Source organism: Nonomuraea sp. NPDC050394 (assembly GCF_044459065.1).
Taxonomy (GTDB): Bacteria; Actinomycetota; Actinomycetes; order Streptosporangiales; family Streptosporangiaceae; genus Nonomuraea.
The window spans coordinates 389800-415055 of the sequence record NZ_JBITIO010000001.1 but is presented as its reverse complement, the minus strand read 5'-3'; the positions used below and the strand labels follow the sequence as shown (position 1 = coordinate 415055).

Here is a 25256-nt window from a genome sequence, read left to right as displayed (position 1 = left end):
GCGAACGGGGCGGGGGCCGGGGCGCTAGTCTTAGCTGCTGTGCCTGTCTACGCCGCATACGGCAGCAACCTGGACCCTGGGCAGATGGCCTTGCGGGCGCCGCATTCTCCAGTCCGGAGCGCGGGCTGGCTGCAGGGCTGGCGCCTGACGTTCGGTGGCCCGGAGGCGCTGGCGACGATCGTCGAGGATCCCGACGAGCACGTCTTCGTGGTGCTCTACGACGTGCCCGAGTTCGACGAGGACTCGCTCGACCAGTGGGAGGGCGCGGCGCGCGGCGTCTACCACAAGGTGCGGCTGCGGGTGCAGACGCTTGAGGGCGAGCTGGTCGCCTGGTTCTACGTCCTCGACGCCTATGAGGGCGGCCTTCCGCCGGCCCGCTACCTCGGCTTCCTGGCCGACGCCGCCGAGAAGGCGGGCGCGCCGGACGACTACGTGAAGGAGCTGCGCGGCCGCCCCTGCACGTCCCTCTGACCGGTACGCGACGGCAGGTCCGCGACGACCTGCCGGCGACCCGCACCGGCCCGCGACACGCCCGGGCGCGCGTGAACACGCCCGGGTGTCACGAGGACGGTCAGCGCAGCGGCTGGTCCTTGGTCTCCTTCAGGGCGAAGATGTAGACGAGCGTCGAGACCAGGGCCAGCGCCGACATGTACCAGGGGAAGGCCCCGGGGTTCTTGGCGTCGATGAAGGCGGTCCCGATGAGCGGAGCCGTACCTCCGAAGAGGGCGACCGTGAGCGAGTACGGGAAGCCCGCGCCCGCGGCCCGCACCCGGGTGGGGAACAGCTCGGAGTTCACCGCGGCCGAGATCGAGGTGAAGCAGCCCAGGAAGACCATGCCGACGCACTGGATGAGCAGCAGGCTGGCGAAGGTGTTGTCCAGCATGCCCAGGAGCGGCACCGGCAGCAGGGTGAAGCCGACGCCGAAGGTGATCAGCAGGGGCTTGCGGCCGATCCGGTCCGACAGCATGCCGAGCAGCGGCTGCAGGATCATGAAGAAGACGAGCGAGATCGTGCCGACGAGCTGCGCCTCGGTCTTGGAGAAGTCGACGGTGATGTTCGCGTAGGTGGGCAGGAACGTGGTCCACGTGTAGTAGGCCACGGTGCCGGCGATGGTGATGCCGACGATGAGGGCGGCCTGCTTGGGGTAGTTGCGCAGGAAGTCGAAGAGCCTGGGCCGTTCGACCTTGCCTTCCTGGATCTCCTGGGCGACGTGCGAGGTCTCGTCGGCGCCCTTGCGGATCCACAGGCCCACGAGGCTGAGCACGGCGCCGATCACGAAGGGGATGCGCCAGCCCCAGCCGTTCATGTCGGATTCGGCCAGCATGGCTCCCAGCCCGGCGGCCAGGCCCAGAGCGAGGAGCTGGCCGATGGTCGTGCTGACGTACTGGAAGCTGGAGAACAGGCCGCGGCGGCCGGGGCCGGCCGACTCCACGAGGAAGGTGGTGGCGGCGGCGAACTCACCGCCGACCGACAGGCCCTGGATGAGACGGGCCAGCGTGAGAATGATCGGGGCGAGGACGCCCGCCGCCTCATAGGTAGGAGTGACAGCGAGCATGAGCGAGCCGACACCCATCAGCACGATGGTGAAGGTCATCGCGGCCTTGCGGCCGAAACGGTCGGCGAACGAGCCGACGAGCAGGCCGCCGAGTGGCCGCATGAAGAACCCGACGGCGAAGACCCCGTACGTGGCCAGCAGGGGCACGAGGGAGGCGTCGGCGCTCTTGGGGAAGACCTGGACGGAGAAATATGCGGCCAAGGCGGCGTAGGCGTACCAGTCGTACCACTCCACCACGTTGCCGATGCTGGCGGCCATGAGTTGGCGGACACGGCTTCTGGGGATGCCAAGCGGCGACTCAGTCGCAGGTGAGATAGCCACCAGGGGCTCCTTTGCTTACAGGTCAGGTGGTGCCCTACTGTGCAAGTGGACGACCGAAATAGTCAAACATCCAGAGATTTATTTACAAACCCGACATAGAAACGGTTCTCAATGGACGTTCTCGACCGGCGCCTGATCGCGGCCCTGCAGGTCAGCCCGCGCGCGTCCTGGGGTGAGATCGGCCGGGTGGTCGGTGAGCACGAGCGCACGGTCGCGCGCCGGCTCCAGCGCGTCATCAACGAGGGCATGGTCCGCGTCACCGCGATCTACGACGATCTGCGCACCGGCCACGGCCGTCCGGTCCATCTGCACGTCCAGGTACGGCCCGGCGCCTCGGCCAAGGTGGCGGCGGCGCTGAGCGAGCGCCCCGACACCCGCTCGGTCTACTCCCTGACCGGCGAGGCGGATCTCGGCTGCGAGCTGGTCGCCCCGAGCAGGGAGATGCTGCACGACATCGTCTCCTCCGAGGTCACCGACATCAGCGGCGTCCTGCAGACGCGCACCCAGGTCGTCCTGCACACGTTCACGACCGTGGCCGAGTGGCACGCGCCGTTCCTCACCCCCGAGGAGGTCGCCGAGCTGCGTCCCGTCTACAGCGCGGGGCCGCTGCCCGACCAGGACGGGCTCTCGCCGCTGGAGAAGGAGATCGCCGAACTGCTGGTCGCCGACGGCCGGGCGGCGTTCACCGCGATCGCCGAGCGGCTGGACGTCTCGCTGCCGACCGCGCGCCGGCGGGCCGCGTCCCTGCTCGACCGCAGGCTTCTGCTCATGCGCGCCGAGATCGAGCCGGCGCTGCTGGGCCTGGAGGTCGAGGCGCAGATCTGGCTGAAGGTCCGCCCGCACGGGCTCGACCAGGTCGGCCTGACGCTGGCCGCCCACCCGGACGTGCGCTACTGCGCCGCGACCTCGGGCACCCACTCGGTCATCGTCCAGGTGGTCGCCGCGCACGAGGCCGACCTTTACCGTTTTCTCACGAACGTCGTCGGCCCGATCGACGACGTCACCGACGTCAACGTCACGCTGATCACCCGCGCCCACAAGCGCGGGCACCTCCGCAAGTCCGGTCTGCTCACATTGGAGAGAACATGACGCCCGCTGAGAAGGAAGTAGCCGACCTGTGCGTGGAGCTCATCCGCGTCGACAGCAGCAACTACGGTGACGGCAGCGGCCCCGGCGAGCGGGCCGCCGCCGAAGTGGTCATGGCCAGGCTGGACGAGGCCGGCATCGAGTCCACCTACATCGAGAGCGAGCCGGGCCGCGGCAACGTCGTCACCCGCGTGGAGGGCAGCGACTCCAGCCTGCCCGCGCTGCTGGTCCACGGGCACCTGGACGTCGTGCCGGCCAACGCCGCCGACTGGTCGGTCGACCCGTTCGCCGGCGAGGTGCGCGACGGCTACATCTGGGGCCGTGGCGCGGTGGACATGAAGGACATGGACGCCATGATGCTGGCCGTACTGCGGCAGATGAAGCGCGAGGGCAGGAAGCCCAAGCGGGACATCGTCTTCGCGTGGGTGGCCGACGAGGAGGCCGGCGGCGTCTACGGCGCCAAGTACCTGACCGCCCACCACCCCGAGTTGTTCGAGGGCGTCACCGAGTCGATCAGCGAGGTGGGCGGCTACTCGCTGGAGGTGGACCCGTCGCTGCGGCTCTACCTGATCGAGACGGCCCAGAAGGGCCTGGCCTGGATGAAGCTGATCGCCGACGGCACCGCCGGGCACGGCTCCATGCTCAACTCCGACAACGCCGTCACCGAGGTGGCCAAGGCCGTCGCCAGGATCGGCGCCCACGAGTGGCCGATCACGCTGACGCCGACCGTGCGGACGTTCCTCACCGAAGTCGCCGACGCCTTCCAGATCCCGTTCGACCCGGCGAACCCGCAGAACGTGCTGGACAAGATCGGGCCGCTGGTCCGCTTCGTCGGCGCGACGCTGAGCCACACCTCCAACCCGACCCAGCTCGGCGCCGGCTACAAGTCGAACGTGATCCCCGGCCAGGCCACCGCCGTGGTCGACGGGCGCTTCCTGCCCGGCCACGAGGAGGACTTCTTCAAGACCATCGACTCGCTGATCGGGGAGAAGGTACGCCGCGAGTTCGTGCACCACGACATCGCGCTGGAGACCACGTTCGACGGGGCGCTGGTCGAGTCGATGATCGCGGCGCTCAAGGCCGAGGACCCGACGGCACGGGCGGTGCCGTACTGCATGTCGGGCGGGACCGACAACAAGACCTTCTTCGCCGACCTGAACATCCGGGGCTTCGGGTTCGTGCCGCTGCGGCTGCCGAAGGACATGGACTTCGCCGCGATGTTCCACGGCGTGGACGAGAGGGTGCCGGTCGAGGCCCTGCAGTTCGGTGTGAGGGTGCTCGACAGGCTGCTCCTAAACTACTGAGGTGAGCAACGACGCCTACACCCTGGCACAGGACGCCGCCGCCGCGCTGAAGGGCGCGGCGGGCGTCGACACCTTCGACGTGGCCCTCGTGATGGGCTCCGGCTGGGTTCCCGCCGCCGACGCGCTCGGACAGACCGTCACCGAGGTGGCCTTCACCGACCTGCCCGGTTTCGCGCCACCCGCGGTGGCCGGGCACGGCGGCAAGATCCGGGTCGTCCGCACCGACGCGGGGCGCCACGCGCTGGTCCTGCTCGGGCGCACGCACCTGTACGAGGGCCGCCCGGTCGACAAGGTGGTCCACGGCATCCGCACGGCCGCCGCGGCCGGGGTGAGGGCGGTCGTGCTCACCAACGCCGCGGGCGGCCTGCGCCCCGAGACGCAGAACGTGGGCGATCCGGTCCTGATCAGCGACCACATCAACATGACCGGCGCCAATCCGCTGACCGGCACGACCTTCCTCGATCTGACCGAGGTCTACAGCAAGCGGCTGCGCGCGCTGGTCCGCGAGATCGACCCGGCCATCGCGGAAGGCGTCTACGTCGCCTTCCGCGGCCCGACCTACGAGACGCCCGCCGAGATCCGCATGCTGCGCACGATGGGCGGCGACCTGATCGGCATGTCCACCGTCCTGGAGGCGATCACCGCGCGCGAGGCGGGTCTGGAGGTGCTCGGCGTCTCCCTCGTCACCAACCCCGGGGCGGGCCTGGCCGGCGAGCCGCTCAACCACGAAGAAGTACTCCAGGTCGGCAAGGCCACCGCCGCGCGCATGGGCGGCCTGCTGGCCAAGGTGGTCGACCGGGTATGAGCGACCTGCTGAAGCAGGCCCGCGCGTGGCTGGCCCAGGATCCCGACCCCGACACCCGAGCCGAGCTCTCCGACCTCATCGAGCGCGCCGACCTCGGCACGCTGACGGCCCGCTTCGGCGCCAAACTCGAGTTCGGTACGGCCGGCCTGCGCGGCGAACTGGGCGCTGGACCCAACCGCATGAACCGGGTCACGGTCATGCGCGCGGCCGCCGGCCTGGCCGCGGTGCTGGGCCCCGGCAAGCACGTGGTCATCGGCTACGACGCCCGCTACAAGTCCGACGTGTTCGCCCGCGACACCGCGGCGGTGCTGACCGGCGCGGGCATCCACGCCTCGCTGCTGCCCCGGCCGCTGCCGACGCCGGTGCTGGCCTTCGCCGTACGCCACCTGGGCGCCGACGCCGGGGTCACGGTGACGGCCAGCCACAACCCGCCCAGGGACAACGGCTACAAGGTCTACTGGAACGACGGCTCCCAGATCGTGCCGCCCGTCGACGGGCAGATCTCCGCGGCCATCGACGCGGTGGGCCGGGTGGACGGGCTGCCGCTGGGCGCGCCGTACGAGGAGAGGGGGCTCGACGCGGCCCCCGGAACCTTCACCGAGCTGGGCGAGGACCTGCTCGACGACTACATCGAGGCGGTGACCGCGCTGCCGCTGGGCACGGCGCGCACGCTGAAGGTGGCCTACACGCCGCTGCACGGCGTGGGCGCGGGCACGCTGACCGGCGCTTTCCTGGCGGCGGGGTTCGCCAGCCCGATGGCCGTCGAGGAGCAGCGCAACCCCGACCCGGCCTTCCCGACCGTCGCCTTCCCCAACCCGGAGGAGCCGGGGGCGATGGACCTGGCGCTGGCGCTGGCCGGCAAGGTCGGCGCGGACCTCGTGCTGGCCAACGACCCCGACGCCGACCGCTGCGCGGTGGGCCTGCCGGTGGGCGACGGCTCGTGGCGGATGCTGACCGGCGACGAGGTGGGCGCCCTGCTCGGCGAGTACGTGATCGCCAACACCACCGGCGACCGGCTGGTGGCGACCACGATCGTGTCCTCCACCCTGCTCGGCAAGATCGCCGCGGCGCACGGGGTGCGCTACACCGAGACGCTGACCGGCTTCAAGTGGATCATGCGGGCCGGAGAAGGCCTGGTCTACGGCTACGAGGAGGCGCTGGGCTACAGCGTCGGCTCCGACGCCGGCCTGCCCGTGCACGACAAGGACGGGATCGGGGCGGCGCTGACCGTGGCCGCGATCGCGGCGGAGGCCAAGCGGGCCGGGCGTACGCTTCTGGACCTTCTGGACGACCAGGCCAGACGCTACGGCCTGCACGCCACCTCGCAGCTGTCGGTGCGCGTGCAGGACGTGTCGCTGATCTCGGGTGCGATGGCGCGGCTGCGCGCCGAGCCCGCGAAGGAGCTCGGCGGGCGCGTGGTCGAGGGCATCGACGACCTGGCCAAGGGCGAGGGCGGGCTGCCGCCGACCGACGGGCTGCGCTACCGGCTGGCGGGCGGGGCGCGGGTGGTGGTGCGCCCCTCCGGCACCGAACCCAAGCTCAAGTGCTACCTCGAAGTGGTGGTGCCGGTCGAGGATGAGGTGGCGGCGGCCAGGACCAGGGCAGCCGCGGGGCTGGCCGCCCTGGCCGCCGACCTCAAGGTCACGCTGGGTCTCTGAGCCTGAACTGCAGCTCGATCTCCCACTTGTTCATGTCGGGCTGCTCGGCCGGGTTGGTGTGGTAGATCTCCAGGCGCGAACCCCAGTGCTCGCCGTCGGCCTCCTCGGTCATGTCGAAGTCGAGGCCGGGGGTGTTGCGCAGCTTCTCGATGACCGGGAAGAGCTGGTCGGGGTGACCGACCTGGCGGACGCTGGCGTAGCGTCCGGCGGGCAGGGTGGCGGCGACGAAGTCGCCCTCTCCCTCGACCGGCCCGGCCACCGGCACGCCCGCCTCGACGTCCAGATCGCCCTCCATGTCGATGACGTGGAAGCGGAAGAACGGCGCGCCCTCCATGGCCACGCCCTTCGCGACCAGCCAGCCGTAGATCTCCGGGATGCGGTCGCCGACCACCCCGAACGTGTTCAGGGTGATGGTCCTGCGGACGGCCACGTAGTGCCGTTCGGGAAATTCGATGATGTCCATGCTCTTACTTACGGCCGGGACCCCCGAAACTCATCGGCAGGTCGTACAACGGAAACAGGCTCGGGTCGAGATAGGTGGTCGTACCCCTGATCAGGCCGCCTGACGTCTCCAGGATCACGATCGCGAACGCCTCCCCGTTCAGGTACTGGCCGAACGTGGTCGCCCCGGCCCGCACCAGCCTGCTGCCCCGGCAGCCTTCCCCGCCCGAGGCGACCAGCACCTCGTGCATGGCCGCGCGGCCCGACAGCCACCAGGCGAACGGCGGCATCGACTCGACGGCGTCCTCGTGGGTGAGGGCGACCAGCGTGTCCACGTCGAAACGTTCGAACGCGTCCACGTAGCGGGCCAGCAGGTCCTCGTCCACCTCCAGGCGCGGCTCGGCCGTGGCCGGCAGGGCCGCCCTGGCCCGCTGGAGCGCGCTGTTGACCGAGGCCACGCTGGTCTCCAGCAGGTTCGCCACCTCGGCGGCCGACCAGGCCAGCACGTCGCGCAGGATCAGGACCGCCCTCTGCCTGGGCGGGAGGTGCTGGAGCGCGGCCACGAAGGCCAGCCGTACCGACTCGCGGGAGACCGCCAGCTCGGCCGGGTCCATGAGCTGGTCGGGCATCGGGTAGACCCAGCGTTCGTGGGCGATCGGCGCGCCCAGTCCATCGCCCGGCTCGGCGGCCGGGCCCAGGTCCATGGCGCGGGCCCGGCGCTGGGCGCTGCGGAGCATGTCGATGCAGACGTTGGTGGCGATGCCGTACAGCCAGGGGCGCAGCGCGCCGCGCTCGGGGTCGAACGTCTTCCACGCCCTGGTCAGGGTCTCCTGGACGGCGTCCTCTGCCTCGAAGCCGGAGCCGAGCATGCGGTAGCAGTACCCGGCCAGTTCCTTGCGGTGGCGCTCCAGTTCGACCACGTCAGCGAGTCACCTCGATCTGCAGCTCGGTGACCCATTCGTCGCGGTTGTCGGGGCAGTGGAGGGAGACTTCGCGCGACAGGCTCAGGGCGCGGTAGCCGTTGTCCTCGATCCAGTGGGCGAGAGCCTGCATGGTCGGGCCGACGTTTTCCATGGAGCCGGTGTGGATGATCGTGGCGGCGGTCTCGATGCCGGGCAGGGTCAGGAAGTCGACGTCGGCGCCCTCGGAGACCCCCACCTCGACGGCGGCGTGGACCATCACGGTGCCGTCGTCCTCCGGCAGGTAGTAGGCGCAGCCCGATCCGGTGATCTTGATGTCCGCCTCGCAGAGCCGCTTCATGAGCTGGGCGTAGAGCGGCTGCACGACCGGGCCGATGTCCTCGCCGTCGTAGCTGGCCGCCCGGCCGCTGAGCTCGGCGATCCGTATGGAGGCGACCTTCTTGAGCACGACCTCGTCGGTGCGCATGTGCCCTTCCTTCTCTATCGTGCGGAGTCTCGCCTCCACCCCGCGCAGCCTGGCCAGGTCGGCGCTGATCTGCGTCTCCAGCTGGGCGCGGCGCAGCCGTACCATGCCGTGCAGCTCCTCCGTGCTCACCTTGTCGTCGAGGATCGCGCCCACCTGCTCCAGCGTGAACCCGAGGTCCTTGATCGCGACGATCCGGTTGAGCCTGGACAACTGGGCGGCCTGGTAGGAGCGGTAGCCGGTGGCCGGGTCCACGTGCGCGGGCCTGAGCAGCCCGATCGCGTCGTAGTGGCGCAACATGCGCACCGACACCAGCCCCAGCCTGGCGAAGTCTCCGATGCCGAACATGACGCCCCCAGATGTAGCCCCTCACACGGTGTCAGGGTCAACACTACGATGCCCGCATGCCCCGAACCTCCCTGTTCGTCGTGATCCTGCTGCTCGCGGGGTGCGGGGCCGCGCCGCCCTCCGCCCCCACGCGGACGAGCGCCGCGCCGCCCTCCGTCCCCGCCCGGACGAGCGCCGCGCCGTCGTCGGCGCCGCCCTCCGCGCGCGTGCGGCAGGCGTCCGCGCGGCCCGACGACATCGACCGCGACGGCTTCTCCGACCTGGCCTTCCAGGTCCGGATCGCCGACCGCGAGCGCCTGGTCATCCTGTACGGCTCCCGCCGCGGCCTCGACCCGGCGCGACGCACGGTGCTCAGCCGGTTCGTCCCGTGGATCATCGACGGCGGCCTCCACGCCGACCTCGACGGCGACGGCTTCGGCGACGTGCTCGCCTTCGGCGCGCCGGAGGGGCGGGACGAGCCGATGGTGCCCGGCGTGTTCTGGGGCGGCAGGGCCGGGATCGCGGCGGACGCGCTGCCCACCCCGATCGTGCCGCCGGTCACCGCCGGCGCCGGAGCGCACCGCGCGACCACCGGCGACTTCGACGGCGACGGCACCGCCGACGTCGCCATGGCCTTGCCGCCCGAAATTGCACCCGACCTCGGCACAAGCCCCAGCCCCTCCGGCCCTGGCGCGAGTCCGTCCGGCGGGAGGGGTGCCGGTCCGGGGCTGGCCTTGTTGTTCGGGCCGTTCGATCGGGCGGGAAGGCCCGCTCGGCGGGTCGTCCGGGCTTCGCCCACCGGGCAGGAGTTCTGGCGCATGACGGCCGACCGGATCGGCGCGTGGCCGGGCGGGCTCGTGGCCTTCGAGGGCGACGACGGAGAGCAGCGGTCAGGCTGGCTGCTCGCCGGACGCCGCGGCGGGCCCGCCGAGCGGGCGCGCGAGCTCACGCCCGGCATGGCGGCGGCCTTCGGGGACTTCGACGGTGACGGGGTCAGGGATCTGGCCGCCGGTGACGACGGCTCGCGTAACAACGAGCCGGGCGAGGAGACCGAGCCGCCCGAGGTGGACCGCACGCTGACCGTCTACTACGGCGACGGGCGGGAGCGCCGGTTCAAGGGCGCCAACGGCCGGGCGACCGCGGCCGACCTGAACGGCGACGGCCACGACGACCTGGTCTTCGGCCGGGCGGACGGCGACTCGCCCCCGAGGGTCCACTGGGGCGGCCCCGACGGCCTGGGCCCCGGGCAACCGCTCCCCGGCGCGTCAGGCACCCCGCTGACCAGCGGCGACTATGACGGGGACGGCGACGGCGACGTGGTCCTCATCGACGAGGGAAAGATCCAGGTGACCGACGGCAAGCGCATCGTGGCATCCTTCGACGCCTCCTGAGCCGTCTCCTGAGTCGTCAGGCCCAGCCGCCCTGCTTCCTGCGCGTACGGCGGAGCAGCACCAGAAAGAACGGCCCGCCCAGCAAAGCCGTCAGCACCCCGATCGGCAGCTCCGCCGGTGCCCCGGCGGTCCTGGCGATCAGGTCGGCCAGGAGCAGTACGCAGCCCCCGGCCAGCGCGGAGGCGGGCAGGAGGATCCGGTGACCGGGACCGGCGACCAGCCTGATCAGGTGCGGTACGACCAGGCCGACGAACGAGATGGCCCCGGCCGCGGCGACCGAGGCGCCGGTCAGCAGGGAGGCCAGGAAGATGACGGCCAGCCGTACGCGCTCGGTTTCGACGCCCAGGTGGCGGGCGCCGCGCTCGCCCAGCGCCAGCAGGTCCAGGGGGCGCGACAGCAACGGGGTCAGCGCGAGCCCGGCCACGACGAACGGGGCGACGGCGCCCACCAGTGGCCAGGTGGCGCCGCCGAGTGTGCCGAGGTTCCAGAAGGTGATGGAACGTAGTTGCTGGTCGTCGGCCAGGAAGGTGAAGACTCCCACGATGGCCCAGGCGATGGCGTTGATCGCGATGCCGGTCAGGACGAGGGTGACGACTTCGGTGCGGCCTTGGGTTCTGGCCATGCCGTACACGATGAAGGTGGTGAGGAGGCCGGTGGCGAACGCGCAGACGGCCACCGACCAGTCTCCGAACGTGCTGACGCCGAGGACGATCGCGCCCACCGCGCCGACCGCCGCGCCGGAGGAGACGCCGATGACGCCCGGTTCGGCGAGCGGGTTGCCGAAGACGCCCTGCATGCCCGCGCCCGCCACGGCCAGGGCGGCGCCGACGAGCACCGCGAGCACCACGCGCGGGAACCGGATCTGCCACAGCACCTCGTGCTCCCCCGGCCTGACCAGCGCCGCCAGTACCTCACCGAAGGGCACCTGAACCGCGCCGATCCCCGCCGACGCGACACACAGCGTGGCGAGCAGCACCGCGAGAGCGGGGATCAGCGCGAGCTTGAGCACCGCCCGGCCGGGACGGGACGCGGCGAACCGCGGTGCCTCAGATGCCCCGTCCCGGCGTGCGGCAACGGTTTCACGGGAATGGTCCCGCTCAACCGGAGTGTCGGCCTCGCGGGAATGGTCCCGCTCGACCGGAGTGTCGGCCTCGCGGGAATGGTCCCGCTCGACCGGAGTGTCGGCCTCATGGGAATGGTCCCGTGACGCCGGGGTTACGGCTTCGCGGGAGCTGTGGGACGCCCGCGAGGCCGCGTTCGAGGTCGTCACCGCTGCTGGAAGGCGGTGACGAGCTTGGCGAGGGCCTGCCCGGTACGCGGGCCCATGCCGAGCAGTTCCAGATCGTCGAGGGCGACCACCCGCCCGTTCCTGGCCGCCGGGGTCTGCGCGACGCCCGGCAGCTTGAGCAGGCCAGGCTCGCCGCCGACGGAGTCCAGCCCCATCTTCATGACGAGGATGACGTCGGGCGCCGCCTTCACCATGGCCTCGGCGGTGATCGGCTTGAAGCCCTTCACCCCGGCGGCGGTCCCGGCGTCTTCGCCGCCCGCCGCGAGGATCATGGCGTCGGCCCGTGTCCCCGCGCCCCCGAGCTGGTAGGTCTTGGACTGGCCGCGCAGGTAGAGGAAGGCCACGCGCGGCTTCTTGGCTCCGGCCCGTACGCTCGCCTTGGCGGCGTCGATCTCGGCCTTGGTCGTGGCGGCCAGCGCGGCGCCCTTGCCGGGCTCGCCCACGGCCTCGGCCACCTGCTCGATCTTGCCCGGAACCTCGTCGACCGAGGCGGCGCCGGTAGGCACCAGGACGATCCGCAACCCGGCCCCCTTCAGCTGTTCGATCACCGGCGGCGGGCCGGCGTCCTCGGTGCCGACGAGCACGGTGGGCTTGAGTGACAGGATGCCCTCGGCCGCCAGCGCCCGCTGGTAGCCGATCTGCGCCTTGCCCTTGGCCTCCGGCAGTCCCATCGCGGACAGGTCCACGCCGACGACCTTGTCGGCCAGGCCGAGCTTGAAGACGATCTCGGCGACGTCGCCGGTGAGCGGGACGATGCGCGCGGACGGCGCGGCGGCCGAAGTGGCGGGGGCGGCCGCGGAGCCTTGCGCGTTTCCGCAGCCCGCGAGCGCGATCACCGCCACTCCGAGTAGTGCCACAAGTCCGCGCTTCACGATTTTCCACTCCCTTGCTTAGGTAAGCCTTACCTAAGCAGATGGCCGCGAAGAGGTCAAGAAAGGCACTGGTTACCGATCGTTCGGTCGGCTAGGCTCCTACCAAACGTTCGGTAGGAGACATGGACACAGGACTACGTATCAGAACCGCCGCGATGCGGCTCTTCGCCGGCCAGGGCTACGCGGCGACGAGCATCAGAGACCTCGCGCGGGCCGTCGACATGACCAACGCCGGCATCTACCACCACGTGGCCAGCAAGGAGGCCCTGCTCGCCGACCTCATGCGCCTGAGCCAGCTCGGCCTCATCGACGCCACCGACCGCCAGCTGGCGAGCCTGCGCGACCCCGCCGAGCGCCTGGCCGCGCTCATCACCTCGCTCACCGCCATCCACGCGCTCAACCCGATGACCACCCGCGTCATGGACGGCGAACTACGCTCGCTCACCGCCGGCTCCAGCGCCCGCGACGAGATCATCGCCCTGCGCGACCTCTACGAGCAGCGCTGGAAGGCCGCGCTGGCCGACGGCGTTCAGCGGGGCGCCTTCCGCGTCGCCGACCAGAAGCTGACCCGGCTGGCGCTGATGTCGATGTGCACCGGAACCAGCGAGTGGTACCGCCCCGACGGCGAGTCCACGCTGGAGCAGGTGTGCGCCGAGTTCGTGACGATCGGGCTGGCCGCGGTCCGTTCGCCGGCCCAGGTGACCATGCGGCTTGATCTCACCCTGCTGCCCGAATACCCATGGGAGCCCCATGACGATCCCCGCGTTGCTCCGGCAGGCCGCACGACTCCATAAGGACCGCCCGTTCCTGATCTTTCCCGACCGCACGCTCGGGTTCGCCGAGGTCGACGAGCGCACCGACCAGCTCGCGGGCGCCCTGGCCGACCATGGCGTACGGCCCGGCGACCGCGTGGCCATCATGCTGGACAACGTCCCCGACTGGCCCCTCGGGTGGCTGGCCGTACTGAAGGCCGGAGCGATCTCGGTCCCGGTCAACGCCCGCTACCGCTCGGCCGATCTGGCCCACGTGCTGCGCGACTCCGGCGCCGTGATCGCGCTGACCTCGCCGGACTACGCCCCCTTCATCCGCGAGGCCGGGGTGCCGGTGCTGGAGGAGCGCACCGGCAAGGCGCCGGAGGTGTCGATCGATCCTTGGGACATCGCGACCTTCTCCTACACCTCGGGCACCACCGGCTTCCCGAAGGCGTGCATGCTGCCGCACGACTACTGGACGGGTACCGCGGAGGTCATGGCCGATCTGGTCGGCTTCCGGGAGGACGACGTCGTCATGGTGGCCCAGCCGTTCTCGTACATGGATCCGCAGTGGATGGCGCTGATGTGCCTGGTGGGCGGGGTGCCGCTCGTGGTGCTGCCGCGCTTCTCCGCCTCCGGGTTCTGGCCGGCCGCCCGCCGTCACGGCGCAACCGTCACGTACGTGCTGGGCACGATGCCGATGCTGCTGTTCAAGCAGCCGCCGCACGAGCTCGACCGGGCCAACCGGATGCGGCTGGTGATGTGCTCCGGCATCCCGGCCAAGCTGCACGCCGCATTGGAGGAGCGCTGGGACGCACCCTGGCGGGAGCTGTACGGCTCCACCGAGAGCGGCTCCGACCTGCTCGTCCACCCGGACGACGACCGTACCGTCGGCACCGGCGCCATGGGCTACGCGCCGCCTGGCAAGGAAGTCAGGGTCCTGGCCGAGGACGGGCAGCCGGGCGAGATCGTGGTGCGCGGCCGGCCGATGATGCGCGGCTACTGGAACCACCCCGACGCCACCGCCCACGTCTTCCGCGACGGCTGGTTCCACACCGGCGACCTGGGCTTCCGCGACGAGCACGGCTACATCCACCACGCCGGGCGGCTGAAGGACATGGTACGGCGGGGCGGCGAGAACATCTCCTGCGCCGAGGTCGAGACCGTCCTGGCCCAGCACCCGACGGTCCGGGCCGCCGCGCTGGTCCCGGTCCCCGACGACCTGTGGGGCGAGCTGCCCAAGGCGTTCATCCACCTCAACGAGGGGCACGACCCGGACGACGCCACGGCCGCCGAGGTCATCGCCCACGCCCGCGAACGGCTGGCCAGGTTCAAGATTCCGGCCTTCGTCGAGTTCGTGACCGGATTCTCCTACACGCCGTCCCAGCGCATCGAGAAGCGCCACCTGCTCCACCCCGAACGCGACCAGCGTGCAGGGGCCATCGCCATCGAGACCCCGAGGGAGACCACATGATCGACGTCAGCACGCGCGGCGAGGTGACGGTGATCACGCTGCGCCGGCCGGACAAGCTCAACGCACTCACCTCCGACATGCGGCTACGGCTGGCGGCGGCGGTACGCGAGCACGGCCACGGCGGCCGCGGCATCGTGGTGACCGGCGAGGGCCGGGCCTTCTGCGCCGGGGAGGACCTGCACGAGGCGGCGGGCAAGTCGCTGCTGGAGGAGGTCGAGACGTTCCACGACCTGACCAGGGCGGTGCTGGAGACGTCGGTGCCGGTGGTGGCCGCGGTCAACGGACTGGCCGTGGGCGGCGCCGCCGAGTGGACGCTGTGCTTCGACTCCCGCATCGGCTCCCCCTCGGCCGGCTACTTCCTCCCGGAGAACGGCATCGGCCTGTCGATCTCCAACGCCTCCAGCCTGCTCCTGCACCGCGTCGTGGGCGGAAAGGCGTTGCGGCTGGTGCTGGACACGGCCCGGCTGGACGCGGACGAAGCCCTGGCCGCCGGGCTGCTGGACGAGATCGTGCCGCCGGAGACGCTGGTGGAGGCGGCCGCCGGCCTGGTCGAGCGCTGGACGGAGCCGGGGACGGCGACAGCCGTACACCTGAGGTTGCTGCGGCCCGCGCTCGATGACGTCGAGCGCGCCTTCGCGCGGGAGACGGAGGCGGCGCGGGAGGTGGAGGAGTCGGGGATCGCCAAGGACGGCATGCGGCGCTTCGCCACGCGCGCCCGCTGAGCGGTCAGGGGACGAGCAGCGCGGCCACCACCAGGGCCAGCGCGGCGCCGACGACCGCGAGGGAGTCGACCGCCCATGTGGTGGTCACCGGGCCCGCCTCCTCCTTGCGGCGGCGGGCCGCCTCGGCGCGCTCGGTGATCTGGTCGCCCACCCAGTCGGCGTGGGTCTTCCCCGCGAACGCCTCCTGAGCCGCCTGCTCGGCCTTGGTCACGGTCGGCTCCGTCCTGAACCGGCCGCGCCTGGCCGGAGCCATGCCCCGGCCCTGGGCCTTGGCGCGTTCGCGGGCGGTGGCGGTCGGGGTCCAGAGCCGCACGGACTCCTCGCCGTCGGCCTGGGCGACGGTGATGGCGTGGGAGACCGTCACGTCGCCGACCGACGCCCACGGCATCACGGTCGTGCGGAACGGGTTGCGGACGGTCAGCGCCCGCTCCTGCAGCAGCGTGACCGGGCGCAGCGCGATGAGGTAGATGAGCGCGGTCAGCACGCCCAGCACCGCCCCGGCCACCATCGAGGACTTTCCGGAGTAGCGCAGGACCAGGTCGACGGCGTTGGCCGCGACGAACGCCACCCACACCCACCCGAGCACATAGGCGAACTTGGAGCGGAAGGCCTGTTTCATGACTGCCACTTGAGCTGCGCGAACCCCGGTTTGATCACACCGTTGATGAGCGCGAGCCGCTCGTCGAAGGGGATGAACGCCGACTTCATCGCGTTCACCGTGAACCACTGCAGGTCATCCCAGCCGTAGCCGAACGCCTCGACCAGCTTGGTGAACTCCTCCGAGACGCTGGTCCGGCTCATGAGCCGGTTGTCGGTGTTGACCGTGACCCGGAAGTGGAGGCGGCGCAGCAGCCCGATCGGGTGGTCGGCGATGGAGGCGGCGGCGCCGGTCTGCAGGTTGGAGGTGGGGCACATCTCCAGCGGGATGCGCTTGTCACGCACGTACGCGGCGAGCCGGCCGAGCTTGGCCGAACCGTCGTCGGCCACGGTGATGTCGTCGATGATGCGTACGCCGTGGCCGAGCCGGTCCGCGCCGCACCACTGGATCGCCTGCCAGATCGACGGCAGCCCGAACGCCTCGCCCGCGTGAATGGTGAAGTGCGCGTTCTCCCGCTGCAGGTACTCGAACGCGTCCAGGTGGCGGGTGGGCGGGTACCCGGCCTCGGCCCCGGCGATGTCGAAGCCGACCACGCCGACGTCGCGGTAGCGCACGGCCAGTTCGGCGATCTCCATCGAGCGGGCCTGGTGGCGCATGGCCGTCAGCAGCGTGCCGACCTTGATGCCCCGGCCCTCCGAGCCTTGGCGGAAGCCCTCAAGCACCGCCTCGACGACCTGGTCGAGGCTGAGCCCGGTGGTGGTGTGCTGCTCGGGGGCGTAGCGCACCTCGGCGTAGACGACGCCGTCCGCGGCCAGGTCCTCGGCGCATTCGGCGGCCACGCGGATCAGCGACTCGCGCGACTGCATGACGCCGACCGTGTGGTCGAAGGTCTCCAGGTAGCGCACGAGCGAGCCGGAGTCGGACGCTTCCTGGAACCATTCGCGCAGGTTCGCCGCGTCGTTGGTGGGCAGCCGGTCGTAGCCGGACTCGCGGGCCAGATCGACGATCGTCTCGGCCCGCAGACCACCGTCGAGATGGTCATGGAGCAGGACTTTCGGCGCGCGCCTGATCTCGTCTGGGGTCGGCTGCTGGCTCATCTCGCCATCATAATGTGCCTTGATGGCCATCCTCATCGGACGAGAGCACCCCGCCGCGATTCTGCGCGGCGAGGTCGGACGCGCGCTCACCAGCCACGGCTCGCTGGTATTGGTGACCGGCGAGGCGGGCGTGGGCAAGAGCGCGCTGGTCGCCGAGGCGGCCGGGCACGCCGTGGCCGCCGGCGCCCAGGTGCTGAGCGCCGCCTGCTGGGAGGGCGAGGGCGCGCCGGGCTACTGGCCGTGGGTGCAGGTCGTGCGCAGGCTGAACCCCGGCGCCGACGTCTTCGAGTCCGCGCGCACGCCCTTCGAGCTCTACGACGCGGTGACCGCCCTGCTGGTCGCCCTCTCCCGCGAGCGGCCCGTGGTGATCGTGCTGGAGGACCTCCACTGGGCCGACGCCGCCTCGCTCAAACTCCTGGAGTTCGTGGTACGGCACGCCTGGTTCGAACGCATCCTGGTGATCGGCACCTACCGGGAGGGCGAGGCGGACCTGCCACCGGAGCTGAAGGCGACGACGCTCGCCCTGTCCGGCCTCGGCCGCGAGGAGGTCGGCGAGCTGGTCGCCCAGACCACCGGCCTGCGGCCGGACGACGAGCTGGTGACCGAGATCCACCGGCGTACCGGCGGCAACCCGTTCTTCGTCGAGCAGGCCGCTCGGCTGTGGCAGGGCGGCAGCCCGCTGGACACGATCCCGGCCGAGGTGCGCGCGGCCGTCGAGCGCCGCCTGTCCCGGCTGTCGGGCGAGGTGCGGGAGACGTTGCGGGCCGCGTCGGTGCTGGGGCGGGAGTTCGCCGACGAGGTGCTGGGGGCGAGCGTGGGGCGGGGCGTGGCCGTACCACTGGGGCAGGCGGTGGCGGCCAAGCTGGTCGCGCCCGCGGGAGAGGGACGGCACGCGTTCGTGCACGATCTGGTGCGCGAGACGCTCTACGCCGAACTGGACGAGGAGGGCAGGCGGGCGGGGCACGCGGCGGCGCTGGCCGCATTCGGCGCGCTCGGTTCCGTGGTGGCCTACCCCGCTTCGCTGGCCCACCACGCGTACCTGGCCGCCGTGCCGGAGGCGCCCGCCCTTCTGCTGGCCGCCGCCCAGGACGCCGAGGCACGGCTGGCCGACGAGGAGGCCGTGGGGCACTACCGGCGGGCGCTGGAACTGGTGCCCGGGGCGGAACGGGCCCGCCGTACCGGGATCGAGCTCGACCTCGGGCTGACGCTGCAGCGCATCGGCGAGCACGAGGAGGGCGGGCGCGCGATCGAGGCGGCCATCGCGGCGGCCCGCGAGCTCGACGACCCGGGGCTGCTCGCGCACGCGGCGCTCAAGCTGTACCACCTCGGCTTCCCCGACTTCGTGCGCGAGGCGCACCGGCGGCTGGTGCGCGGCGAGGTCGCGGCCGCGGACGACGTGGGCGAGCAGCTGAGCGGCCTGGCCGCCGACCGGGCCAGACACGCGGGTGACGCCCAGGCGCTGGGGTTCACGTTGCTGGCCCGGCTGTCGGCCATCTGGCGGCCGGGCACGGCCGAGGAGCGCGTCGCGCTCGCGGAAGAACTGGCCGAGGTCGCCACCAGGGCGAACGACACCCAGCACCTGCTCCACGCCCTGTCCTGGCGGGCAAGCGCGCTGCTCGAACTGGGCGACCCCGCCCACACCGCCGCCGACCAGGACTTCCTCCGGCGGGCCGAGCGCTCGGGACTGCCGCTGTTCGAGCACGAGGCCATGGTGATCAGGACCAGGCACGCGCTGCTCCAAGGCCGCTTCGACGAGGCCAGGGCGCTGTCGGAGACCACTCGCGAACTCGGCGAGCAGCCCTACGTCAGCGGCGCCGAACTGCGCTGGACCCAGTTGCTGTCGGCCGCCCTGCTCCAGGGCCGCTTCGATGAGGCCGACGCGCTGCTGGCCGAGATGCGCGCCGCCGGTAGCCCCAACCTGCCCATCTTCGCGGGCGTCACGGCCGCCGAACGCGGCGACGCCCACGGTGCGCTGAACCACCTGACGCGGCTCATGGCCGGCGGCGAAGACCTGCTGACCTGGATGGCGCCGCTCTGGCTCCGCTTCCAGGCGCAGGCGGCGGCGCTGTCCAAGGACCCCGAACTCTGCCAGAACGCCCGCGAGGCCATCGCCCCCCACCTCGGGCAGTGGGCGGTGACCTCGACCATCGTCGTGGACGGCCCGTTCGAGCACTGGGCGGCGGTGCTCGACGCGGCCCAGGGCCGCTGGCGCGCGGCCGCCGACGGCTTCACCGCCGCCTACCGCGCGGCCGACCGGCTGGGCGCCCGCCCGTGGTCGCTGACGTCCCGCGCGCGCCTGGCCGAGGTCCTCCTCGCCGCCGGCGAGGACCCGGGACCGCTGCTCGCCGACGTGACCCGCGAGGCCGAAGAGCTGGGGATGCGGGTACGGCTGCCGCAACGCGCGGCCAGCGTGTTCCGGCTGGACGGCGACGTGTGGACGCTGACCTTCGCCGGGCACACCGCCCACCTACCCGACGCCAAGGGCCTGCGCGACCTGAGGACCCTGATGGGCAGTCCGGGCACCGACATCTCCGCCGTGGAGCTGCTGAACCCGGCGGGCGGGGCCGAGGCGGTGGCCGCGCGGCGCATGGGCGGCGACGCCGTGCTCGACGACGAGGCCAAGGCCCAGTACCGGCGGCGGCTGGAGCTCCTGGACGACGAGATCGACCGGGCGGCCGTGCGGGGGGACGACCAGCGGGTCACCGCCCTCGACGCCGAACGTGAGGCGCTGCTGTCCGAGCTCCGCAAGGCGGCGGGGCTGGGCGGACGCACGCGCCGGTTGGGCGACGAGGCGGAGCGGGCCCGCAAGGCCGTCACGAACCGCATCCGCAACACGCTGCGCCAGCTCGACGACCGCCACCCCGCCCTGGCCGCCCACCTACGCGCCAGCATCTCCACCGGCGCCACCTGCCGCTACCAGCCCCCGGACCCCATCACCTGGACCTGGTAGCCCCAACACCCGAGCTCCGCCACCGGCACCGCGTCAGCTACCGCAGATCGTGGGGAAACCCCCAGAGCCCCGGCGACCGGGACCCGCGTGCGGGGGGTTAGGGGCGGAAGGCGGCGGCGTTTTCCTGGGCCCACTGGGCGAAGGTACGGGCGGGGCGGCCGGTGACCTGTTCGACCGTGGGCAGGATCGTGGAACCGGCGGCCGGCGGGTTGGTGCCGAGCATGACGGCGAACTCGATCGTCTCCTCGTCCATCCCCCAAGCGGCCATGCGCTCCCGAAGCTGCGCCTCGGTCAGCGGTTCGAAGCGGAGGTCGTGCCCGCTGGCCTCGGCGAGCAGCCGTACCCGCTCCGAGGGGGTGGTGAGCTCGGGACCGGTGAGCAGGTACGTGCGGCCCTCGTGCCCGGCGGAGGTCAGGGCGGCGACGGCCACCGCGGCGATGTCGGCCTCGTGCACCAAGGCGCCCGGGTGGTCGCCGAAGACCCGGACCACGCCCTCGGCGCGCGCCTCGTCCTGCCAGTCGAAGGCGTTGGCCATGAACTCCACGCCCTGCAACTGCGTCCAGGGCAGCGAGCTCTCACGCAGGGCCGCCTCGACGCTGCCCTCGTCCCAGCTGCTCAGCACCGAGACGCGTTCGACTCCGGCCTTGACGGCCAGCGCGACGATCTCCTTGCCGTTGGGCAGCAGGGGCAGGCCCTCGCCGCCCACGGTGATGAGGTGCAGGGCGGTGACACCGTCGAACGCCGGTGCCAGCGACTCGATGACCTGGAGGTCTCCGGCGGCCACCTCGACGCCCGCGGGGAAGTTCGCGCGGGCCGGGTCGCGGGTCAGCGCGCGTACGCGCTCGCCCCGCTCGACCAGCTGGGTGACGATGTGGCGGCCCACGGACCCGGTGGCGCCGGTCACGAGAATGGTCATGGTGTCCTCCTGGTGAGCTGTTCCTTCTCACTCGGGAGGCGCTACACCGGATGTAGCGGGCGCTAGTCGCGGTGCGCCGCGTCGGGCGAGAAGGCGGGCAGGCAGACCGCCACGTACTCGGCGCCCTCGGGCCCGCAGCTGTAGCGGACCTTCTCCCCCGCCTCCGTCACGATCGACTGGCCCGCGCGCACCTCGATGGTGCCCGCCGCGTGCTCGACGAGGACGGTGCCGCGCAGGACCACCGTGTACTCCGTGAACTCGGGCGTCTGGGCGGGCTCGTCCCAGCCGGGCGGCGCCACCATGTGGGCGATCGAGATCGCCTCGTCGCCGCTGTTCACGCGGCCGACGTGCTCGTCGATGACCTTGCCGCCGGGCACCGGAATCCGGGTCGCCCCTTCGATCTTTCTGACCACGCAGGTCAGTGTGCCACGTCGATGACGAGCCGGTTGGGCCGGCGCTGCTCGGTGACCTCGAACCCGGCGCGCCGTTCGAGCACGATGCCCACCCCCACGCGCCCCTCGAAGTCGCCGGTCTTGACCACGCTGCTGACGTTGCCGAGGTCGGCCTGGAAGATCGGGCCGCCGGTCCAGGTGGGCTTGCCCTTGGCGGTGTGCGCGTCGGCCGGGGTGAGGGTCACCTGAAGGTACGCGCCGCCCTGGACGTCGATCGGCTTGCCGGAGCCGTCCTCGATGAGCTCGTCCGCCCAGGTGACCGTGTATCCGGGCATCTTCCCCTTGAGGTCGACGACCACGCGGTCGAAGTTGGCGTGGGTGGCGTAGCGGACGCCGTACACGATGGCGGCCTCGCCGCCGGTGCGGTCGACGTCGATCTCCGCGGTGCCGGTGGGGGCGGGCTCCTGCGGGGAGGCGGGCGGCGCGCTGGTGGTGGGCGCGCCGGTCGGAGGGCTGGCCGTGGCCGTGGTGCCGCCGGTGCGGGCCGTACCGCATCCACACAGTACGGCGAGGCACAGCAGGGCCGTGAGGCTGCGTGTGGGCCGCATACCCGGTGTATGCCCAGCGAAAGGGCCCCGCACCCGGCGGGGCCCTTCACGAACTGGTTCAGACCGTCTCGTACACCTTGGTCTCGTCGGCCTTGACCGCGGGCGCGGAGCGGAAGCGCAGGCCGGTCAGCGCGATGCCGAGTCCGACCACGCCCAGGATGAGCGAGACCACGATCCCGCCGCGCAGCGCCTCGATCGACAGGGTGCCGCCCGAGGTGAGCACCGCGGTGACCACGGCGAGCACGACCGCGCCACCGACCTGGCCTGAGGTGTTGAGCAGGCCGGAGGCGAGCCCTTGCTCGTCGTCGTGGACGCCGTTCGTCGCCTGGATGTTGAGCGACGGGAACGACAGCGCGAACGCGATGCCGAGCAGGACCATGCCGGGCAGCACCATCCCGAGCACGCTGGGCGCGGTGGAGATGCCGACGAAGAAGAAGGCGTATCCGGCGGCCAGCGCGGCCGAGCCGATCGTGATCAGGCGGGCGGTGCCGAAGCGGTCGGCGAAGTCGCCCATCTTGGTCGAGGTCAGCGCGACCAGGATTCCGGCGGGCAGGAAGGCCAGCGCGGTCTCCATGGCCGACCACTTGAGCAGGTTCTGGAAGTACTGCATGGCGACGAACTGGAACCCGACGTAGGAGCCGAACAGGATCACCAGTCCGAGGTTGGCCCTGACGATGGGGCCGGAGCGCAGGATGCCGAGCCGTACCAGCGGGTGCTTCATCCGCAGTTCGGCGAAGACGAACAGTCCGAGCAGCACGGCGGCGAGGGCGAGCGAGCCGAGGGTGCGCAGCGAGGTCCATCCGGCCTCGGGGGCCTGCACCACGGTGAAGACGAGCAGCAGCATGGAGGCGGTGATCAGCACGGCGCCGATCAGGTCGTGGCCGCCTTCGGCCCGCTCCTCCTTGACCTTGGGCAGCACCTTCAGCGCGGCGATCAGCGCGATGATCGCGACCGGCACCGGCATCAGGAACGTCCAGCGCCAGCCGAGCTGGGTCAGCACACCGGACAACACGAGGCCGAGGGAGAAACCGCTGGCGCCGGAGGCGGTGAACACGCTCAGCGCCTTGTTGCGCCGCGGCCCCTCGGGGAACGTCGTGGTGATGATCGACAACGCGGCGGGCGCGGTGAACGCCGCGCTCACGCCCTTGACGAAACGGGCGGCGATCAGCAGGGCGCCGTCGTCGACGATGCCGCCCAGAAGGGAGGCCACCGCGAAGACGCCCAAAGCGACCAGGAACACCCTGCGTCGCCCAAGCAGGTCAGCCGTCCTGCCGCCAAGGAGCAGAAGACCGCCGTATCCGAGCACGTATCCGCTGACAACCCATTGCAGAGACGAAGTAGAGAGCCCCAGGTCGTGCTGGATGGCGGGCAGCGCCACGCCGACCATCGACACGTCAAGGGCGTCGAGGAAGATCACTGCGCAGAGCACGACGAGCGCGCCCCAACGGGAAGAGGAAGTGGACATGGGAAGGAACATTACATGCAATTGCATTCAATGCAACAGCATTTAATTCCGTTGCATGAGATTTCCCGGGATGGTAACCTCCGCGTCATGGACGAGGAGTTCGTTGTCGGGACCTGGCACTACGTCCTGGCCAACCACGCGAAGGCCATGTGCTCGCTGGAGCGAGAGCTCGGCGAGAAGCACGATCTGGGCGCCAGCGAGTTCGAGGTGCTCGACCGGATGATCCGCCACGACGACAAGCTGCGCGTCCAGGCGCTCTGCGGCGAGGTCCACCTCAGCCAGAGCGCGCTCTCCCGGGTGATCGCGCGCCTGGAGAAGGCCGATCTGGTCACCAGGCTCGTCTGCGACGTCGACCGGCGGGGCGTCTTCGTGATGATCACCGATGCGGGCCGCCGGCGGCACGCCGAGGCCCTGCCCACCCATCGCGCGGTTCTCCGGGACATCTTCGCCGACGCCGGGGCCCCCGTTCCGGCCCCCTAGGACCCGATCCCTCGGACTCTGGATGGCTGGGAGGCCGGGAAAGATGTTCGAGCGTCTAGACTCGGCCCCATGGAAGACGCGCTGTCGAGCCTGCTGCACGGCGTCCGTCCCGCGGGGGCGCTGTTCGACCAGTCGTCCGTGCCGGCCCCGTGGACGCTGCGCTTCCCGGACTGGACGCCGCTCACGCTGCTGACGATGTTCAGCGGCGGGGCCTGGGTGACGCCGGAGGGCGGTTCGCCGGTCCGGCTGGGCACCCAGGACGTGGCGGTCCTACGCGGCCCGTACACGGTGGCCGACCGCCCCGAGACCGCGCCCATGACCGTCCTCCACAACGCCGAGGTGTGCGCCACGCCCGAGGGCGGCGAGGGCCTGGCGATGTGCGGCAACGCGGGCGACCTCGGCTCGACGGTCCTGCTCACCTGCACCTTCCAGGTGAAGGGCACCGTCTCGCGGCGGGTGCTCGACGCCCTGCCCCGCGTGGCACTCGTCCCGGCGGGTGACGGCCGGTGCGCGACCATGGACATGATCGTCACCGAGATCGGCCGCGACAAGCCGGGCCGGCAGGCCGTGCTCGACCGCCTGCTGGACCTGCTGCTCGTCTCCAGCCTGCGCGAGTGGTTCGACCGGCCGGACTCACAGGCCCCTTCCTGGTACGCCGCGCACTCCGACCAGCTGATCGGCCGGGCCCTGCGGGCCATCCACGAGGATCCGGCCCGGCCGTGGACCGTCGAGGGCCTGGCCCGCGTCTCCGGAGCCTCCCGCGCCACCTTCGCCCAGCGCTTCACCGAACTCGTCGGCCGGCCGCCCATGACCTACCTCACCGAGTGGCGCATCTGCCAGGCCGCCGACCTGCTCGCGAGCACCGACGACACCGTGGACGCGATCGCCCGCCGGGTCGGCTACTCCAACGCCTACGCGCTCAGCGTGGCCTTCAAGCGCACCCTGGGCATCCGCCCGAGCCAGCACCGCGTCAGCGCACGATGAACCCGCGCCAGATGACCAGCCCGCGGTGCAGGACCGGCCACGTACTTCTCAGACGAGCGTGCAGTTCTGGGCGCCGAGCTGGCTGTTCCACACGAACGTCCACCCGCACGAGTAGTCGCCCGCCGCGGGGCCGAACCTGATGGTGACCGTCGTGCCGCTGTGCCCGTCGCAACCGCCCGCGGTCACGTCGTAGTACCCGCCACCGGTCGCGGTCCGCTGCCCGTCGAAGCACACGGCGTCGCTGACGGCCGCCTGCGCCGGCACGGCGGACACCGAGACGACGAGCGCCGCCGCGCTCAAGGCCGCGGCCAGGCTGGATGCTCTCATGGTGCTCCTTCCCATCGTGCGCCGAGAGGGTCAGAGCCACGGTAACGAGCGACGCGTGAC

The 25256-nt window shown here is 71.6% G+C and carries 25 protein-coding genes; 12 read left to right on the top strand and 13 right to left on the bottom strand.

Features of this window, described 5'->3' with window-relative positions; translation table 11 throughout:
• The first annotated feature begins 39 nt into the window (after nucleotides 1-39).
• Complete coding sequence (locus ACIBKY_RS02145) at nucleotides 40-471, top strand: gamma-glutamylcyclotransferase (protein WP_184957863.1); 432 nt, start codon at nucleotides 40-42, stop codon at nucleotides 469-471.
• A gap of 100 nt (nucleotides 472-571) precedes the next feature.
• Here the strand turns inward: ACIBKY_RS02145 and ACIBKY_RS02140 are convergent, their stop codons facing one another.
• Nucleotides 572-1813 carry an MFS transporter gene (locus ACIBKY_RS02140; protein WP_397093718.1) on the bottom strand — a complete coding sequence of 414 codons (1242 nt, stop codon included), beginning with the start codon at nucleotides 1811-1813 and terminating at the stop codon, nucleotides 572-574.
• Nucleotides 1814-1987: 174 nt separating this feature from the next.
• Between ACIBKY_RS02140 and ACIBKY_RS02135 the strand changes: the two genes are divergently transcribed.
• The 4 genes from ACIBKY_RS02135 to ACIBKY_RS02120 are packed head-to-tail and all read left to right on the top strand — an operon-like array spanning nucleotide 1988 to nucleotide 6729.
• Entirely contained in the window at nucleotides 1988-2965 is a 978-nt protein-coding gene (locus tag ACIBKY_RS02135) for an Lrp/AsnC family transcriptional regulator (RefSeq protein ID WP_397093717.1), read from the top strand.
• A complete protein-coding gene (locus tag ACIBKY_RS02130; RefSeq protein WP_397093716.1) occupies nucleotides 2962-4266 on the top strand; it encodes a M20/M25/M40 family metallo-hydrolase in 1305 nt (434 codons plus the stop codon). Before ACIBKY_RS02135 ends, ACIBKY_RS02130 begins: the two co-directional genes overlap by 4 nt.
• 1 nt (nucleotide 4267) lies before the next feature.
• Entirely contained in the window at nucleotides 4268-5071 is an 804-nt protein-coding gene (locus ACIBKY_RS02125; RefSeq protein ID WP_397093714.1) for a purine-nucleoside phosphorylase, read from the top strand.
• Complete coding sequence (locus tag ACIBKY_RS02120; RefSeq protein WP_397093713.1) at nucleotides 5068-6729, top strand: phospho-sugar mutase; 1662 nt, start codon at nucleotides 5068-5070, stop codon at nucleotides 6727-6729. The genes ACIBKY_RS02125 and ACIBKY_RS02120 overlap by 4 nt, the downstream gene beginning before the upstream one ends.
• Here ACIBKY_RS02120 and ACIBKY_RS02115 read toward each other — a convergent pair.
• Genes ACIBKY_RS02115 through ACIBKY_RS02105 form a run of 3 tightly spaced genes read right to left on the bottom strand, consistent with a single transcriptional unit; the run spans nucleotide 6713 to nucleotide 8901 of the window.
• On the bottom strand, nucleotides 6713-7192 hold the full coding sequence (locus ACIBKY_RS02115) for a GyrI-like domain-containing protein (protein ID WP_397093712.1): 480 nt from the start codon (nucleotides 7190-7192) through the stop codon (nucleotides 6713-6715). The genes ACIBKY_RS02120 and ACIBKY_RS02115 overlap by 17 nt on opposite strands.
• Nucleotides 7193-7196: 4 nt before the next feature.
• On the bottom strand, nucleotides 7197-8090 hold the full coding sequence (locus ACIBKY_RS02110; RefSeq protein ID WP_397093711.1) for an RNA polymerase subunit sigma-70: 894 nt from the start codon (nucleotides 8088-8090) through the stop codon (nucleotides 7197-7199).
• Between the two features lies 1 nt (nucleotide 8091).
• Nucleotides 8092-8901, bottom strand: a complete 810-nt coding sequence (locus tag ACIBKY_RS02105; protein ID WP_397093709.1) for a MerR family transcriptional regulator — start codon at nucleotides 8899-8901, stop codon at nucleotides 8092-8094.
• A 56-nt stretch (nucleotides 8902-8957) separates the two neighbouring features.
• Between ACIBKY_RS02105 and ACIBKY_RS02100 the strand changes: the two genes are divergently transcribed.
• Nucleotides 8958-10271, top strand: coding sequence for an FG-GAP repeat domain-containing protein (locus ACIBKY_RS02100; protein WP_397093708.1), 1314 nt, complete (start codon nucleotides 8958-8960; stop codon nucleotides 10269-10271).
• 16 nt (nucleotides 10272-10287) lie between these two features.
• On the opposite strand, the gene ACIBKY_RS02095 is transcribed toward ACIBKY_RS02100, so the two are convergent.
• Both ACIBKY_RS02095 and ACIBKY_RS02090 read right to left on the bottom strand, forming a co-directional pair.
• Complete coding sequence (locus tag ACIBKY_RS02095; RefSeq protein WP_397093707.1) at nucleotides 10288-11280, bottom strand: FecCD family ABC transporter permease; 993 nt, start codon at nucleotides 11278-11280, stop codon at nucleotides 10288-10290.
• Nucleotides 11281-11537: 257 nt separating this feature from the next.
• Complete coding sequence (locus tag ACIBKY_RS02090; protein ID WP_397093706.1) at nucleotides 11538-12431, bottom strand: hemin ABC transporter substrate-binding protein; 894 nt, start codon at nucleotides 12429-12431, stop codon at nucleotides 11538-11540.
• 122 nt (nucleotides 12432-12553) lie between these two features.
• Here ACIBKY_RS02090 and ACIBKY_RS02085 point away from each other — a divergent pair, with 122 nt between their 5' ends.
• From ACIBKY_RS02085 to ACIBKY_RS02075, 3 genes are read left to right on the top strand one after another with little or no spacing between them, the layout of a single operon-like run.
• Complete coding sequence (locus ACIBKY_RS02085; RefSeq protein ID WP_397093705.1) at nucleotides 12554-13225, top strand: TetR/AcrR family transcriptional regulator; 672 nt, start codon at nucleotides 12554-12556, stop codon at nucleotides 13223-13225.
• Nucleotides 13182-14657, top strand: a complete 1476-nt coding sequence (locus ACIBKY_RS02080) for a class I adenylate-forming enzyme family protein (protein ID WP_397093703.1) — start codon at nucleotides 13182-13184, stop codon at nucleotides 14655-14657. The genes ACIBKY_RS02085 and ACIBKY_RS02080 overlap by 44 nt, the downstream gene beginning before the upstream one ends.
• Nucleotides 14654-15379 carry an enoyl-CoA hydratase/isomerase family protein gene (locus ACIBKY_RS02075; RefSeq protein WP_397093702.1) on the top strand — a complete coding sequence of 242 codons (726 nt, stop codon included), beginning with the start codon at nucleotides 14654-14656 and terminating at the stop codon, nucleotides 15377-15379. Before ACIBKY_RS02080 ends, ACIBKY_RS02075 begins: the two co-directional genes overlap by 4 nt.
• Nucleotides 15380-15383: 4 nt before the next feature.
• Here ACIBKY_RS02075 and ACIBKY_RS02070 read toward each other — a convergent pair whose 3' ends face one another.
• Complete coding sequence (locus tag ACIBKY_RS02070; RefSeq protein WP_397093700.1) at nucleotides 15384-15998, bottom strand: PH domain-containing protein; 615 nt, start codon at nucleotides 15996-15998, stop codon at nucleotides 15384-15386.
• Entirely contained in the window at nucleotides 15995-17074 is a 1080-nt protein-coding gene (locus ACIBKY_RS02065; protein ID WP_397093699.1) for an adenosine deaminase, read from the bottom strand. Before ACIBKY_RS02065 ends, ACIBKY_RS02070 begins: the two co-directional genes overlap by 4 nt.
• A gap of 22 nt (nucleotides 17075-17096) precedes the next feature.
• Here ACIBKY_RS02065 and ACIBKY_RS02060 point away from each other — a divergent pair, with 22 nt between their 5' ends.
• The gene (locus ACIBKY_RS02060) at nucleotides 17097-20024 is read left to right on the top strand and encodes an ATP-binding protein (protein ID WP_397093698.1); all 2928 of its coding nucleotides are present in this window, start codon (nucleotides 17097-17099) and stop codon (nucleotides 20022-20024) included.
• 97 nt (nucleotides 20025-20121) lie between these two features.
• Here the strand turns inward: ACIBKY_RS02060 and ACIBKY_RS02055 are convergent, their stop codons facing one another.
• From ACIBKY_RS02055 to ACIBKY_RS02040, 4 genes are all read right to left on the bottom strand, one after another.
• Complete coding sequence (locus tag ACIBKY_RS02055; protein ID WP_397093696.1) at nucleotides 20122-20940, bottom strand: NAD(P)H-binding protein; 819 nt, start codon at nucleotides 20938-20940, stop codon at nucleotides 20122-20124.
• 62 nt (nucleotides 20941-21002) lie between these two features.
• On the bottom strand, nucleotides 21003-21353 hold the full coding sequence (locus tag ACIBKY_RS02050; protein ID WP_397093694.1) for a cupin domain-containing protein: 351 nt from the start codon (nucleotides 21351-21353) through the stop codon (nucleotides 21003-21005).
• 5 nt (nucleotides 21354-21358) lie between these two features.
• On the bottom strand, nucleotides 21359-21940 hold the full coding sequence (locus tag ACIBKY_RS02045; protein WP_397093692.1) for a hypothetical protein: 582 nt from the start codon (nucleotides 21938-21940) through the stop codon (nucleotides 21359-21361).
• 58 nt (nucleotides 21941-21998) lie between these two features.
• Nucleotides 21999-23405, bottom strand: coding sequence for an MFS transporter (locus tag ACIBKY_RS02040; protein WP_397093691.1), 1407 nt, complete (start codon nucleotides 23403-23405; stop codon nucleotides 21999-22001).
• 87 nt (nucleotides 23406-23492) lie between these two features.
• Here ACIBKY_RS02040 and ACIBKY_RS02035 point away from each other — a divergent pair, with 87 nt between their 5' ends.
• Nucleotides 23493-23885 (top strand): MarR family winged helix-turn-helix transcriptional regulator, encoded by a 393-nt coding sequence (locus tag ACIBKY_RS02035; RefSeq protein ID WP_397093690.1) that lies wholly within the window; start codon nucleotides 23493-23495, stop codon nucleotides 23883-23885.
• A gap of 69 nt (nucleotides 23886-23954) precedes the next feature.
• Nucleotides 23955-24869, top strand: coding sequence for an AraC family transcriptional regulator (locus tag ACIBKY_RS02030; RefSeq protein WP_397093689.1), 915 nt, complete (start codon nucleotides 23955-23957; stop codon nucleotides 24867-24869).
• A gap of 48 nt (nucleotides 24870-24917) precedes the next feature.
• On the opposite strand, the gene ACIBKY_RS02025 is transcribed toward ACIBKY_RS02030, so the two are convergent.
• Nucleotides 24918-25196, bottom strand: coding sequence for a hypothetical protein (locus tag ACIBKY_RS02025; protein ID WP_397093688.1), 279 nt, complete (start codon nucleotides 25194-25196; stop codon nucleotides 24918-24920).
• Between the last annotated feature and the right edge of the window lie 60 nt (nucleotides 25197-25256).

What these genes read in the sequence shown, in the direction of transcription:
- ACIBKY_RS02035 (WP_397093690.1), top strand. Translation starts at nt 23,493, where the DNA reads ATGGACGAGGAGTTCGTTGTCGGGACCTGGCACTACGTCCTGGCCAAC.
- ACIBKY_RS02065 (WP_397093699.1), bottom strand. Translation starts at nt 17,074, where the DNA reads ATGAGCCAGCAGCCGACCCCAGACGAGATCAGGCGCGCGCCGAAAGTC.
- ACIBKY_RS02055 (WP_397093696.1), bottom strand. Translation starts at nt 20,940, where the DNA reads ATGACCATTCTCGTGACCGGCGCCACCGGGTCCGTGGGCCGCCACATC.
- ACIBKY_RS02045 (WP_397093692.1), bottom strand. Translation starts at nt 21,940, where the DNA reads ATGCGGCCCACACGCAGCCTCACGGCCCTGCTGTGCCTCGCCGTACTG.
- ACIBKY_RS02120 (WP_397093713.1), top strand. Translation starts at nt 5,068, where the DNA reads ATGAGCGACCTGCTGAAGCAGGCCCGCGCGTGGCTGGCCCAGGATCCC.
- ACIBKY_RS02025 (WP_397093688.1), bottom strand. Translation starts at nt 25,196, where the DNA reads ATGAGAGCATCCAGCCTGGCCGCGGCCTTGAGCGCGGCGGCGCTCGTC.
- ACIBKY_RS02140 (WP_397093718.1), bottom strand. Translation starts at nt 1,813, where the DNA reads ATGGCCGCCAGCATCGGCAACGTGGTGGAGTGGTACGACTGGTACGCC.
- ACIBKY_RS02070 (WP_397093700.1), bottom strand. Translation starts at nt 15,998, where the DNA reads ATGAAACAGGCCTTCCGCTCCAAGTTCGCCTATGTGCTCGGGTGGGTG.
- ACIBKY_RS02030 (WP_397093689.1), top strand. Translation starts at nt 23,955, where the DNA reads ATGGAAGACGCGCTGTCGAGCCTGCTGCACGGCGTCCGTCCCGCGGGG.
- ACIBKY_RS02040 (WP_397093691.1), bottom strand. Translation starts at nt 23,405, where the DNA reads ATGTCCACTTCCTCTTCCCGTTGGGGCGCGCTCGTCGTGCTCTGCGCA.
- ACIBKY_RS02085 (WP_397093705.1), top strand. Translation starts at nt 12,554, where the DNA reads ATGGACACAGGACTACGTATCAGAACCGCCGCGATGCGGCTCTTCGCC.
- ACIBKY_RS02100 (WP_397093708.1), top strand. Translation starts at nt 8,958, where the DNA reads ATGCCCCGAACCTCCCTGTTCGTCGTGATCCTGCTGCTCGCGGGGTGC.
- ACIBKY_RS02130 (WP_397093716.1), top strand. Translation starts at nt 2,962, where the DNA reads ATGACGCCCGCTGAGAAGGAAGTAGCCGACCTGTGCGTGGAGCTCATC.
- ACIBKY_RS02135 (WP_397093717.1), top strand. Translation starts at nt 1,988, where the DNA reads ATGGACGTTCTCGACCGGCGCCTGATCGCGGCCCTGCAGGTCAGCCCG.
- ACIBKY_RS02105 (WP_397093709.1), bottom strand. Translation starts at nt 8,901, where the DNA reads ATGTTCGGCATCGGAGACTTCGCCAGGCTGGGGCTGGTGTCGGTGCGC.
- ACIBKY_RS02075 (WP_397093702.1), top strand. Translation starts at nt 14,654, where the DNA reads ATGATCGACGTCAGCACGCGCGGCGAGGTGACGGTGATCACGCTGCGC.
- ACIBKY_RS02060 (WP_397093698.1), top strand. Translation starts at nt 17,097, where the DNA reads ATGGCCATCCTCATCGGACGAGAGCACCCCGCCGCGATTCTGCGCGGC.
- ACIBKY_RS02115 (WP_397093712.1), bottom strand. Translation starts at nt 7,192, where the DNA reads ATGGACATCATCGAATTTCCCGAACGGCACTACGTGGCCGTCCGCAGG.
- ACIBKY_RS02080 (WP_397093703.1), top strand. Translation starts at nt 13,182, where the DNA reads ATGACGATCCCCGCGTTGCTCCGGCAGGCCGCACGACTCCATAAGGAC.